The 12,125-nt window shown below is 66.7% G+C and carries 14 protein-coding genes; 9 read left to right on the top strand and 5 right to left on the bottom strand.

Annotation, left to right across the window (positions count from 1 at the left end; translation table 11 throughout):
• The first annotated feature begins 41 nt into the window (after window positions 1-41).
• Genes ASE95_RS00575 through ASE95_RS00605 form a run of 7 tightly spaced genes read left to right on the top strand, consistent with a single transcriptional unit; the run spans window position 42 to window position 6,088 of the window.
• Window positions 42-773 carry a class I SAM-dependent methyltransferase gene (locus ASE95_RS00575; RefSeq protein WP_056630005.1) on the top strand — a complete coding sequence of 244 codons (732 nt, stop codon included), beginning with the start codon at window positions 42-44 and terminating at the stop codon, window positions 771-773.
• Window positions 770-2,308 (top strand): 2-polyprenylphenol 6-hydroxylase, encoded by a 1,539-nt coding sequence (ubiB, locus tag ASE95_RS00580; protein WP_056630007.1) that lies wholly within the window; start codon window positions 770-772, stop codon window positions 2,306-2,308. Before ASE95_RS00575 ends, ubiB begins: the two co-directional genes overlap by 4 nt.
• The gene (locus ASE95_RS00585) at window positions 2,302-3,351 is read left to right on the top strand and encodes a hypothetical protein (protein WP_056630010.1); all 1,050 of its coding nucleotides are present in this window, start codon (window positions 2,302-2,304) and stop codon (window positions 3,349-3,351) included. The genes ubiB and ASE95_RS00585 overlap by 7 nt, the downstream gene beginning before the upstream one ends.
• Window positions 3,348-4,529, top strand: a complete 1,182-nt coding sequence (gene coaBC / locus ASE95_RS00590) for a bifunctional phosphopantothenoylcysteine decarboxylase/phosphopantothenate--cysteine ligase CoaBC (RefSeq protein WP_056630014.1) — start codon at window positions 3,348-3,350, stop codon at window positions 4,527-4,529. Before ASE95_RS00585 ends, coaBC begins: the two co-directional genes overlap by 4 nt.
• Window positions 4,519-4,968 (top strand): dUTP diphosphatase, encoded by a 450-nt coding sequence (gene dut, locus ASE95_RS00595; RefSeq protein WP_056630017.1) that lies wholly within the window; start codon window positions 4,519-4,521, stop codon window positions 4,966-4,968. Before coaBC ends, dut begins: the two co-directional genes overlap by 11 nt.
• On the top strand, window positions 4,965-5,327 hold the full coding sequence (locus ASE95_RS00600; RefSeq protein ID WP_056630021.1) for a hypothetical protein: 363 nt from the start codon (window positions 4,965-4,967) through the stop codon (window positions 5,325-5,327). The genes dut and ASE95_RS00600 overlap by 4 nt, the downstream gene beginning before the upstream one ends.
• Window positions 5,324-6,088, top strand: a complete 765-nt coding sequence (locus ASE95_RS00605) for a HesA/MoeB/ThiF family protein (RefSeq protein ID WP_056630024.1) — start codon at window positions 5,324-5,326, stop codon at window positions 6,086-6,088. Before ASE95_RS00600 ends, ASE95_RS00605 begins: the two co-directional genes overlap by 4 nt.
• 7 nt (window positions 6,089-6,095) lie before the next feature.
• On the opposite strand, the gene galU is transcribed toward ASE95_RS00605, so the two are convergent.
• On the bottom strand, window positions 6,096-6,965 hold the full coding sequence (gene galU / locus ASE95_RS00610) for a UTP--glucose-1-phosphate uridylyltransferase GalU (RefSeq protein ID WP_056630026.1): 870 nt from the start codon (window positions 6,963-6,965) through the stop codon (window positions 6,096-6,098).
• 166 nt (window positions 6,966-7,131) lie between these two features.
• Here galU and ASE95_RS00615 point away from each other — a divergent pair, with 166 nt between their 5' ends.
• Both ASE95_RS00615 and ASE95_RS00620 read left to right on the top strand, forming a co-directional pair.
• Window positions 7,132-7,890 (top strand): metallophosphoesterase family protein, encoded by a 759-nt coding sequence (locus ASE95_RS00615; protein ID WP_056630029.1) that lies wholly within the window; start codon window positions 7,132-7,134, stop codon window positions 7,888-7,890.
• A 75-nt stretch (window positions 7,891-7,965) separates the two neighbouring features.
• Window positions 7,966-8,211: a hypothetical protein gene (locus tag ASE95_RS00620; RefSeq protein WP_056632810.1), complete on the top strand. Its 246-nt coding sequence runs from the start codon at window positions 7,966-7,968 to the stop codon at window positions 8,209-8,211.
• 744 nt (window positions 8,212-8,955) lie between these two features.
• Here ASE95_RS00620 and ASE95_RS00625 read toward each other — a convergent pair.
• Genes ASE95_RS00625 through hisI form a run of 4 tightly spaced genes read right to left on the bottom strand, consistent with a single transcriptional unit; the run spans window position 8,956 to window position 12,055 of the window.
• Entirely contained in the window at window positions 8,956-10,755 is a 1,800-nt protein-coding gene (locus ASE95_RS00625) for an acyl-CoA dehydrogenase C-terminal domain-containing protein (RefSeq protein WP_056630031.1), read from the bottom strand.
• A 4-nt stretch (window positions 10,756-10,759) separates the two neighbouring features.
• Window positions 10,760-11,179: a MerR family transcriptional regulator gene (locus ASE95_RS00630; RefSeq protein WP_056630034.1), complete on the bottom strand. Its 420-nt coding sequence runs from the start codon at window positions 11,177-11,179 to the stop codon at window positions 10,760-10,762.
• Window positions 11,180-11,210: 31 nt separating this feature from the next.
• Entirely contained in the window at window positions 11,211-11,696 is a 486-nt protein-coding gene (locus tag ASE95_RS00635; RefSeq protein ID WP_056630037.1) for a hypothetical protein, read from the bottom strand.
• The gene (gene hisI / locus ASE95_RS00640; protein WP_056630039.1) at window positions 11,693-12,055 is read right to left on the bottom strand and encodes a phosphoribosyl-AMP cyclohydrolase; all 363 of its coding nucleotides are present in this window, start codon (window positions 12,053-12,055) and stop codon (window positions 11,693-11,695) included. Before hisI ends, ASE95_RS00635 begins: the two co-directional genes overlap by 4 nt.
• Between the last annotated feature and the right edge of the window lie 70 nt (window positions 12,056-12,125).

Here is a 12,125-nt window from a genome sequence, read left to right on the forward strand (position 1 = left end):
CCCCCTAGCCCCTCGGCGGCGGGGCCGCTAGAGCGACGGGCATGAACGAAACCGTATCCTTCGGCTACGAAGATGTCAGCCCGACCGAGAAGACCGCCCGCGTCCGGGGAGTTTTCTCCAACGTCGCCAGCCGCTACGACTTGATGAACGACGCCATGTCCGGGGGCATGCACCGGCTGTGGAAGGATCGGTTCGTTCGCCGCGTGAAGCCACGCGCGCACGAGCAGATCCTCGACATGGCGGGTGGCACCGGCGACATCGCGTTCCGGCTCGCCGAAAGCGGGGCGGCGATCACCGTCGCGGACATCAACCCGGAAATGCTTGAGGTCGGTATCGATCGGGCGCAGCAGCGTGGACTGGATGGCCTAGTCTGGACGGAGGCCAATGCCGAGACTTTGACGTTTCCGGACCGCTTCTTCGATGCGTACACGATCGCGTTCGGCATCCGCAACGTGACCGATATCCCTTCGGCCTTGCGGGAGGCGCATCGTGTCCTGCGCCGCGGCGGGCGCTTCTTCTGCCTGGAGTTCTCGACCAACGTCTGGCCGGGCTTCTCCGAAGCCTATGACGCATATTCGCATCATCTGGTACCGCGGCTTGGCCAGTTGCTCGCCAACGACGCGGACAGCTATCGGTACCTCGTTGAGTCGATCCGCCGGTTCCCGGACATGCCGGCGTTCGAGCGGATGATCGCGGAGGCTGGCTTCGTGCAGACCAGGGTCGAGCCGATCATGGGCGGGCTGGTCGCGATCCACAGCGGCTGGAAGATTTGACCTCCTCGCTGGTTCATGGCTGGAGGCTTCTGAAATGGGGTCGGATCCTCGCGCGCCACGGCGCGCTGCGGGGATTGGAGCGTGACCTCAACACGCCCCCGCGCTTGCGGCGATTGTTGAGGCTTGCCCGCTTCGGCGCGCGCGTTCCCGACGTACCGCGCTATGCCGATGCGTTCGAGGCGCTCGGGCCGGCCGCGATCAAATTGGGCCAGACGCTGGCGACTCGGCCCGATCTCGTTGGTGACGCGGCTGCGGCTGACCTGCTCCGACTGCAGGACGCAGTACCGCCAGTACCGTTCACCGTGATCGAACAAACGATGCGCGCCAGCTTCGGGCGTCCGCTGGACCGGCTGTTCTCTCATATTGAACCGGAACCGGTCGGCGCAGCGTCGATCGCGCAGGTTCATCGCGCCATCACGCTCGACGGGCGTCAGGTTGCGGTGAAGGTGCTGCGTCCCGGCGTCGAGGAAGATTTCGCGCGCGCGATTGCGACCTACGAATGGGCCGCCGCACAGATCGAGCCGATGGGCGGCGAAATCGCGCGACTGCAGCCACGGCTGGTGATCGAGACGTTCAAGCGCTGGACCGCGCGCGAGCTGAATTTCACGCGCGAGGCGGCTTCGGCTTCCGAGCTCGCGGAAACCATGACGTCGGAGCCGGAATTTTTTGTGCCTGCCGTCGACTGGGCGCGCACCACCGGCAAGGTGCTGACGATCGAATGGATCGACGGCATCAAATTGAGCGATCGTGCGGCGTTGCGGGCAGCAGGTTACGATCTGCCCGAACTGGCGCGCGTGCTGGTCCACGCTTTCCTGCGTCAGGCGATCGCCGACGGGTTCTTCCACGCGGACATGCATCAGGGCAATCTTTTCGCACTGCCTGGCAACCGGGTCGCGGCGATCGATTTCGGCATCATGGGACGGATCGATCGACGCGCGCGCGTCTGGCTGGCGGAGATCCTGTACGGCCTGATTACCGGCAATTACCGCCGTGTGGCCGAGATACACTTCGAGGCGCAATACGTGCCCTCGCATCACAGCGTCGAGGAGTTCGCCACCGCACTTCGCGCCGTGGGAGAGCCGATGCGGGGGTTGCCGGTCAAGGACATGTCGATCGGCATGATGCTCGACGGCCTGTTCGGCATCACCCGTGACTTCGACATGGTGACGCAACCGCACCTGCTGCTCCTGCAAAAAACAATGGTGATGGTTGAAGGGGTAGCGACCGGGCTGGACCCCGACATCAACCTGTGGGTGACCGCTGCCCCGCTGGTAGAAGACTGGATCCGCACCGAATTAGGGCCGGAGGCGGCGTTGGCGGACCGCTTGGTGGCGGACGTGCGGACGCTCGCGCGGCTACCCGATCTCGTCCGCCGGATCGAGGCGCGCTATCCTGCACCGGGTGGCGCTCCGCCGCGCCCGCCATTGCGCGAGATCGAGCGGGTACGGGTCGGTGGTGGCTGGCGCTACGCGCTGGCCGGCGCGATCGGGGTCGCCGCGGGGATCGCGGGTATGATGCTGGCGGCCGGATGGTAGGCGTTCGCCCGGCGCATGGTACGGCCGGGCGATGGCTGACGATCCCGAGCCGCGTGGCGGGGCTCGGCAGGCGCGACGCGCGCCTCGTGCTGACGGGTTGGACAGTGCTGCTGATCGTGGCTGCGATCATCGCTTCGTCTGCACCGACCATGCCCGAATTCCTCCACGATGCGATCGTGGCGGCGATCCGGCATGGCGGCGAATTCTATGAATCCACGCGCGATTTGCTGCGGACTGAGCCCGATGCATATGCCGCGATGGCGCTACCGGCGCCGCTGGCGGTGATCGAAGCCGCGCTGCCGCGCGGGGCCACAATGGGCCTGATCGCCGCGGCGTTGACGGCGTTGCTGTGGACGGGCGGGCTGCGTCTGGGGGGATTGTTCGCGCGCGCGTCGGGGGTGGTGATGGTGGTCAGCTTGCTCGCCGGCGGCATCGTTGCGACGGCCGGGCTGTGGATGACAGCGCCGCATGCGGGCGCGGCGGCGACCTTGTCGGCCATCGCGATCGTGGCGCGCCGGCACGATCGCTACGTCGCGGCGAGCGCGATCGCCTGCTCGGCCGCGCTGCTCGACCCTGCGGCCCTGGTCACGATCGTCGTGATGGGCGTGTCGGCGCTGATCGATGGATCGCGGCGGGAGGCTGGCGCCTGGCTTGGCGCGTTGACGGTCGCGTCGAGCATTTTCGTGCTGCATCTCAACGCGTTGCAAGGCGTCGTTCTATCCGACCATGCAGTTGGTGCGGAAGGGAATGCGCTTGCGCGACTTGTCGGTGCGGCTTTCCCGACGTTTGGCGCCCCGATCGCTGCGCCGTTGCTGCTGATGTCGGCGATCGGCTGGACGAGCATCGGCGACACGATCGGCGTTCGCGTGATGGCGGTGATGATCGGCGGCGTGGCGCTCGACGGGATCATGGGGCTTCGGTGCGCGACGCTGATCGCACCGCTAGCCGCGCCGGGCCTGGCGCTGGCGGCGGGAAGCATCGGCGAGTTGGCGCGCGCCGCACTCGACAGGCGGCGGATAACCGTAACAAGGGTGACGCGATGAGCCGGATCCTCCTGATCGTCGGTGGCGGCATCGCCGCTTACAAATCCTGCGAGCTTATCCGTGGCCTACGTGCTGCGGGGCATGACGTCCGTTGCGTACTGACCGACGGCGGCGCGCATTTCGTCACCGCGATGACGCTGGCCGCGCTGACCGAAAACAAGGTTCACACAACATTGTGGGACCTGAAGGACGAAGCGGAGATGGGCCATATCCGGCTCAGCCGTGAAGCCGACCTGCTCGTCGTTGCCCCCGCAACCGCTGATCTGATCGCCCGCGCGGCCAGTGGCTTGGCGAACGATCTTGCCACCACGTTGCTGCTCGCCACCGACAAGCCGGTGCTGATGGCCCCGGCGATGAACGTCCGCATGTGGCAGCATCCCGCCACGCGCCGCAACGTCGCCACGCTACGCGCGGACGGGCTTCACGTCATGGAGCCGGACGAAGGCGCGATGGCGTGCGGTGAATATGGCCCGGGACGCCTACCCGAGCCTGCCGCCATCCTTGCGCGGATCGAAGAGGCATTACGAATGCCGTCGCCTAAAGCACTGACAGGCAAGCATATTATCGTCACTGCCGGACCAACCCACGAGCCGATCGACCCCGTGCGCTACATCGCTAATCGATCGTCGGGCAAACAGGGGTTCGCCATCGCCGCCGCACTGGCCGGTCGAGGTGCGCGGGTTTCGCTGATCGCGGGACCGGTCGATTTGCCGACGCCGCGCGATGTCGACCGGTATGACGTTGAAACCGCGGATCAAATGTTCGCAGCCACGAAGGCGATGTTGCCCGCCGATGCCGCGGTGATGGTGGCGGCGGTCGCCGATTGGCGTGTTGAGGATGTCGCGGTGCAGAAGCGCAAGAAGGGTGAAGACCGGGCGCTGCCACTGAACCTCGTGCCCAATGTCGACATCCTCGCAATGGTGGCGCGCGATCCGCGACGACCCCGCTTGGTCGTTGGTTTCGCAGCCGAAACCGAGCACGTCCTGAACCACGCCATCGCCAAGCGGGAACGCAAGGGAGCGGACTGGATCGTCGCCAACGACGTGTCGGGCGACGTGATGGGAGGTGAGGCCAATAGCGTGCATCTGGTTTCGGACGCCGGTGTCGAAAGCTGGGAGCGCCTGCCAAAATCCGAAGTAGCCGAACGACTTGCCGACAGGATTTCCGATGCCTTGTGAAACGATACCGATCGCAATGCGCCGCCTGCCGCATGGCGAGGGCCTGACCCTGCCCGCCTATGCGACCGCAGGCGCGGCCGGCATGGACGTGGTCGCGGCGGAGGACGTGACGCTGGCGCCGGGGGAGCGACGCGCGGTCGCCACCGGATTTGCCATCGCGATTCCGGAAGGTTACGAGGTTCAGGTGAGACCGCGTTCCGGTCTGGCGCTGAAGCATGGCGTTACCTGCCTCAACACACCTGGCACGATCGATGAGGATTATCGCGGCGAAGTGAAGGTAATCCTTGCCAATCTTGGCCAAGCGCCATTCGAGGTGCGGCGTGGCGAGCGGATCGCCCAGCTGGTTCCCGCGCCCGTGCTGCGGGCGACATTGATCGAGGTCGACGTGCTGGATGCCACCGACCGCGGCGAAGGCGGGTTCGGATCGACCGGACGATGATGATCGCCGCGCTGCTTCTTGTCGGACAAGCACTACCGATGACACCCCCGTCGGACTGGGAGCCGTTGCCGCATCTGCGCCTCCCCCCCTCGGCGACGGTGCCGCCGCAATTTGCGGAGTTCGTCCGCAACGAGGTTCGTGAAGCGCGATGCACGCTTCCCAAGGAAAATGTCGCATTGGAACTGGCTGTGCTGGTGGGTGCGAACGGCCGCGTCCGCCGGATCGTGCCGCGCGCGATCGGCTGCCCGACAGTCGAACAATTCGCCGCCGGCATCGTGCTGCGCGCGGCGCGGGACGCGGTCCGTCCGCCGGCGGTGGACACCTGGTACCAGACGAGCGTGGCGCTGCCCCGGCCATGACGCTCGGTCCCGACGAGCTCGCACGATACGCCCGGCACATCGTGCTGCCGGAAATCGGCGGCGCGGGGCAGTTGCGGCTAGCGCGCGCGCATGTCGTCGTGATCGGTGCGGGCGGGATCGGTTCGCCGGTGATCCAGTATCTCGCCGCGGCGGGGATCGGGCGTCTGACAATCGTCGACGACGATCGCGTCGATCTTAGCAACCTGCAACGCCAGACCCTGTTCGTCACCGGTGACGTCGGTCGGTTCAAGGCCGAACTGGCGGCGGAAGCGGCCGCGCAGCTGAACCCGCATGTCGAGGTCGTCGCGCGCGTGACGCGAATCGGTGCGGATAATGTCGACGCGCTGTTCGGCGACCAGCCGACCGTGGTGGTCGACGGCTGCGACAATTTCGAGACGCGGTTGCTCGTCGCCGACGCGGCGCTGGCGCGGCGCATCCCGCTCGTGTCCGCGGCCGTCGGTCGGTTCGAGGGGCAGGTCGGCGTGTACCGCGGGTGGGAGGCCGATCGTCCCTGCTATCGCTGCTTCGTCGGCGACGCGCCAGCGCGCGATGCGCTGACCTGCGCCGAAGAAGGCGTGCTGGGCCCGGTCACCGGGATCGTCGGCAGCATCGCCGCGCTTGAGGCGATCCGTCAGATCGCGCCGTTCGGCGACGACAGCGCCGGGCGGGTCATGCTGCTCGACATGTTGTCGTTGCGTTTCCGCACGCTGGCGCTGCCGCCGGACCCCGCGTGTCGCGCATGTGGCGCGACACGCGGGTAGGAGGCGATCAGCCCAGATGGGCTTGCGCGAAGGCTCGGACCGCCGGACCGATATCGGCACGAGCCATCGCGAGCGCAAGATTGGCGGTAACGAAACCGGTCTTGTCGCCGCAATCGTAACGCTGGCCATTGAAGGTAAAGCCGTGGAACGGCTGCTTTCCGATCAGCTTGGCCATGGCATCGGTAAGCTGGATTTCGTCGCCGGCCCCCTTTTCCTTGGCATCGAGGATCTTCATGACCTCGGGCTGGAGGATGTAGCGACCCGGAATCATCAGGTTGGACGGGGCGCTGCCCTTCGCCGGCTTCTCGACCAGCGCGGTCACCTCGGTCAGTGCGCCATCGCGCGCGCCGGGTGAGATGATGCCGTATTTGTCGGTCTCCCCGGCTGCGACTTCCAGCGCACCGATGACGTTGCCGCCGACCTTGTCATAGGCTGCAACCATCTGCGCCATGAAATTGGGCGAGCCGACCATCAGTTCGTCGGGGAGCAGCACCGCGAACGGCTCGTCGCCGACGATGTCGCGCGCGCACCAGACGGCGTGGCCGAGCCCAAGCGGCTCCTGCTGGCGGACGTAGACCGGCGAACCCGGCTGCTGGCGGATGTTCTCGATAATCGACAGGCTTTTGCCGCGAGCGCGCATCGTCGCTTCGAGTTCGTAGGAGATATCGAAATGATCCTCCAGCGCACCCTTGCCGCGCCCGGTGACGAAGATGATCTGCTCGATCCCCGCCTCAAGCGCTTCCTCGACCGCATATTGGATCAGCGGCTTGTCGACGACCGTCAGCATTTCCTTCGGCATCGCCTTGGTGGCGGGCAGGAAGCGGGTTCCCAGCCCCGCCACGGGGAAAATCGCCTTGCGTACCGGCTTGATGGTCATTCGATCCTCCTGTTGGCGCGGCGGTCTGTACCGATGACTGCCAAGTATCGCAATTCGATAGCGTAATGATCGTCAGATGGCACGGCGGACGGCACCGTGCTTGCGATGGGAGCGTGACGCGCCTAAGCACCGGACCCCTCCCGACATCGCTGGTTTTCGCGTTCTCATGCTCAAGAAGCTGCTTCGTTCGTCCCGCGCCGTCGCTGCGCCGGGGCCGGCCCCCGCCCCCGGTACACGCATCTATGCCATTGGCGACATTCACGGATGCCGCGACGAACTCGATCGCTTGCTGACGATGATCGACACCGACGACGCCGCCCGCGGCGCGGCGGACACGATGCTGGTCATCCTCGGCGATCTGATCGATCGCGGCCCCGATTCGGCCGGCGTCGTCGAACGGCTGATGACGCTGGCGCAACAGCGCCCCGCCACCCGTTTCCTGAAGGGCAACCATGAGGAATTGTTCCTCCACGCGCTGGCCGGGCAGAAGGATGCGCTGCGGATGTTCTGCCGCGTGGGCGGCAAGGAAACGGTGCTGAGTTATGGCATCGACGCAGCCGAGTATGACTCACTGGATTATCCCCAGCTTGCGGAGCGCATGGCGGCGCTGGTGCCGGCGGAGCATCGCGCGTTCCTCGAAGGGTTCGAGGATATGATCGTGTCCGGCGACTATGCCTTCGTCCATGCCGGCATTCGGCCCGACCTGCCGCTGGACGACCAGCGCCCGAGCGACCTGCGGTGGATCCGCGAAAGCTTTCTGGAGCATCGCGGCGCCCACCCCAAGATGATCGTCCATGGCCACACCATCACCGCACAGGTCGATCGCCGCGCCAACCGGATCGGGGTGGATACGGGTGCCTATGCCTCCGGAAAGCTGACCGCTCTCGGGATCGAGGGGCACGAGACCTGGATCCTGAACACATGATGCACCGCGGCAGTTGACCCTTGCGTTTTCAGGATTCGCGGTTATGAGGTGGCCTGCACGCAAAGGGAGTTCATTATGCGTATTGCGAAGTACATGCTCGCAGCTGCTGTCGCCACGATGGCGGTTGCACCGGCGATGGCCGCCCCCGCCAACTCGGCAGCGAGCCTCTCGGTCGCCAAGTCGGTGCGCGCTGGCGCCCCGTCGGCGAAGAAGAACGAGCTCGCCGGTGGTGGCGTGATCGTTGCGGTTCTGGCGGCTGCTGCCGTTGTGGCCGGCATCGTCGTCGTCGCTGACGAAGACGATGATGCGGACAGCAACTAAGCTGTTACGTCTCCCCCTCGGGAGAAAGAGATAGCGGCCTTCGGGCCGCTATTTTTTTGTCTGCTCGTGGAGGCTCGTCTGGTCGCGGGAGCTTTGCGGGCGCTCGCTTGGGAGCGGGACGCGGGCCAGCGTGTCGCGGGCTGTGCCGACTGAGGGGGGGCTTTCCGTTGGTTGCGATCATGGCGACTGGCTTCGGTCAGCACGGGCCAGGCGTCAGGACGCAATGGATTGCTTCGCTGCGCTCGCAATGGCGGGGCTGCATGTCCGACCGGACGGCGGCGTGGTCGCGTGGCCGCACAGTTTCGGGGGCAGCCCGCGCGTGACGCATCCCGTCATGAACAGCACGCCGCCCGTCGTCCAGCGTGCCGAACGCCCGGTTCCGACGCCCCATCGCGGGCGAGACGGCGGCTGCGAAGAGATAGTCGCTACGCCAGGTTTCGCGCCTTAGGCTTCGTTCGTGACGGTGACATCGCCCTTCTGCCGTGCAGGCGACGCTGGCCCTTGCCGCGCGCGTGGCCAGTAGCGTCCCGATCGAGTCCGGGGTGACGGTGCGATACGGTGCGGAGACGCTGAACGTCGACCGCCCCTGGCATCGACCCCGACGACGTACATAGGAGACAACCCCGCCCGTACAGGCCGCGCGCCTCAAGATCATTCCGTCCTTGCACCGAGGGCGCACTTACTACGCGGGCGGTAGGTGGTGTGCACCCGGACCACGCTCGTGGCACCGCGGCACCCCCTTGTTCAGGCCGCGAACATCTCCGGCGGGAGTGCCATGATCGCCTCCGCGCCACTTTCGATCTGGCGGCGAAGCGAGCCGGCTTCCGGAAGCACGCGCTCGGCGAAATAGCGCGCGGTGACCAGCTTGGCGTCGAGGAAGGCGGTGTCGCCGTGCCCTTCGTCCTTCAGTCTCGCCGCGGCGGCGGCCATGCGCAGCCACATCAGCCCGACCGCGACGGTGCCGACCAGATGCATGTACGGCACTGCGCCCGCGCCGATGTTCTCGGGGTTCTTCATGCCGTTGGCGAGGAACCACATCGTCGCGGCCTGTAGCTCGCCCGCGGCCTTTTCCAGCCGCTGCGCGATATCGGCGGTGGCGGGGGTCGCCTTGCCCGCGGCGATCTCCTCCATCACCAGGCGGCCGAACGCCTGCACCGCGCGGCCGCCGTTCTGCGCCAGCTTGCGACCGACCAGATCCATCGCCTGCACGCCGTTGGTGCCTTCGTAGATCTGCGCGATCCGCGCGTCGCGGACATATTGCTCCATGCCCCATTCGCGGATGTAACCGTGGCCGCCATAGACCTGCTGCGCGTTGGTGGCGATCTGATAGCCGCGATCGGTGCCGACGCCCTTGATGACGGGGGTGAGCAGCCCGAGCAGGTCACCCGACAGCTGCCGCTCCTCGTCGGTCCCGGCGCCATGTTCCAGATCAGCCTGGAGCGCGCCCCACAGGCACAAGGCGCGCAGCCCCTCGGTCCACGCCTTGGCGTCCATCAGCATCCGGCGGACGTCGGGATGGACGAACAGCGTGTCCGCCTTCTCGCCCGGGTCGGCGGGGCCGGTCAGCGCGCGCCCCTGACGGCGATCCTTCGCGTATCGCACAGCGTTCTGGTAGGCGGTCTCGGCCACGCCCAATCCCTGCAGCCCGACGCCCAGGCGCGCGGCGTTCATCATGATGAACATCGCGGCAAGCCCCTTCATCTCGTCGCCGACCAGCCAGCCGGTCGCGCCATCATAGTTCATGACGCAGGTCGAATTGCCGTGGATGCCCATCTTGTGTTCGATCGATCCGCACGAGACCGCGTTGCGCGCGCCCAGCGAACCGTCGTCGTTCACCATCACCTTGGGCACGACGAACAGCGAGATGCCCTTCGAACTGTCCGGCGCGCCCGGCGTCTTGGCCAGCACGAGATGGATGATGTTGTCGGTCAGGTCATGTTCGCCCGCCGAAATGAAGATCTTCGTGCCGGTGATCCGGTAGCTGCCGTCGGCCTGCGGTTCGGCACGGGTGCGGATCAGGCCAAGGTCGGTGCCGCATTGCGGCTCGGTCAGGTTCATGGTGCCGCCCCATTCGCCGGCCACCATCCTGGGCAGATATTTCTGCTGCTGCTCCGGGCTGCCCTTCACCACCAAGGCGGCGATCGCGCCATGGGCGAGGCCGGGATACATGGCGAAGGCCATGTTGGCGGAGATCATATATTCCTGGAACGCGGTGGAGACGACATGGGGCAACCCCTGCCCGCCGAACGCCTCCGGTGCGCTGAGCGTGCCCCAGCCCGATTCGACGAACTTCGCATACGCCTCCTTGAAGCCGGCCGGCGTGGTCACGCTGCCGTCCTCGTGGCGGGTGCACCCCTCCAGATCGCCCGACTGGTTGAGCGGAAACAGCACCTCGGCCACGAAGCGGCCGCCTTCTTCCAGTACCGCCTCTACCGTGTCGGGCGTAGCGGCGGCAAAGCCAGGCACGTTGGCGTAGCGGTCCAGCCCTACGACATGTTCGAGCACGAAACGGGTGTCGCGGATCGGTGGCGTATACTGAGGCATCGTCTCACTCTTTCCTTGCTGCGCCCGCCTCGAGCACGCCGACGAAGGCGGACAGCTCGGTAATGGCGGCGTCGATGTCGTGCTTCTGCTGTTCCAGTGCCGCGATCCGTTCGCGGCACCGCGCTATCGCGACCAGCCGTTGCGTCGCGCGGCCATCGCCGAGATCGTAGAGGTCGATCATCTCGCGAATGTCGGCGAGGCTGAAGCCCAGCCGCTTGCCGCGCATGATCCACGCCAGCCGTGCGCGATCGCGGTGCGAATAGATCCGCGCCATGCCGCGCCGTTCCGGTGCGATCAGCCCCTCGTCCTCGTAGAACCGCAACGCACGTGGCGTCAGCCCGAACTCCGCCGACAGATCGGTGATCGTGAAAACCTCCCGATCGGGGCGCGGTGGAACGACGGCATAGGCAGCGGTGGCGTTCATGAGGTGCTGATACCCTCCCCTTACGTAAACGTCAATCAGTACAGAGCAGTGCACCGTCGGCACCGCGCAGGCGTGCGGCTTCCCCACCAGCTCCGCTGAGGCGATCCACCGTCAGCGCGTCCAGCGCGGCGCGGCCCTGACATAACGGCGCGCACTTCGCGGGGGTCTGCGCCGGAAACGACAGCCGGTCGCCGTCGTGCGACACCTTGACGCGGCACCCCGCGCCAAGATCCACGTCCAGTGTGGCGCGTCCACGCGCGGTGCCGTGCGCGATACACCGCTGACCCGCGCCGTAATCGACGCTGACACCGATGCGGTAGCGGTCGGGAGCGATGCGGGCCATGCAGACGCGATCCTCGCCAGCGGCATAGACGCCCACGGCGTCGGCCGGGTCGGCGACGATTCCGGCATCCAGCGCCGCCGCCTCCAGCGCACGCCCGGCCGCCGCATCGTCACTCGCCTCGGTTGAGCGCTCGCAGCCCGCCAGTAGGAGCGCGGCGAGCACGACACGCCTCAATCGACGCGCTCCAGCCCCGAATCGGTCAGGCGGCGATAGAAGCAACTCGGCGCGCCGGTGTGGCAGGCCGGCCCGGCGGGGTCGGCGATGATCCACAGCGCATCCTGATCGCAATCGACGCGGATTTCCGCCACGCGCAACACGTGGCCGGAGGTCTCGCCCTTTTTCCACAACCGGCCACGGCTGCGCGAGAAGAAGGTGGCGTAGCCGGTCGCGCGGGTGGCGGCGATGGCGTCGGCATTCATATGCGCCACCATCAACACCGCACCGCTCGCCCGGTCGGTGACCACCGCCGTGACCAGCCCGGCGGCATCGAACCTGGGCAGAAAATCGCTGCCGTTCTCTCGCGGATCGCTCATGATGCGGAGCGGTAGAGCAGCAGGCGGCGGGCCACAACGCGCGATATGCGCGATCGCTCCGCTGCGGTTG

This window comes from Sphingomonas sp. Leaf231 (assembly GCF_001421995.1).
GTDB lineage: Bacteria > Pseudomonadota > Alphaproteobacteria > Sphingomonadales > Sphingomonadaceae > Sphingomonas.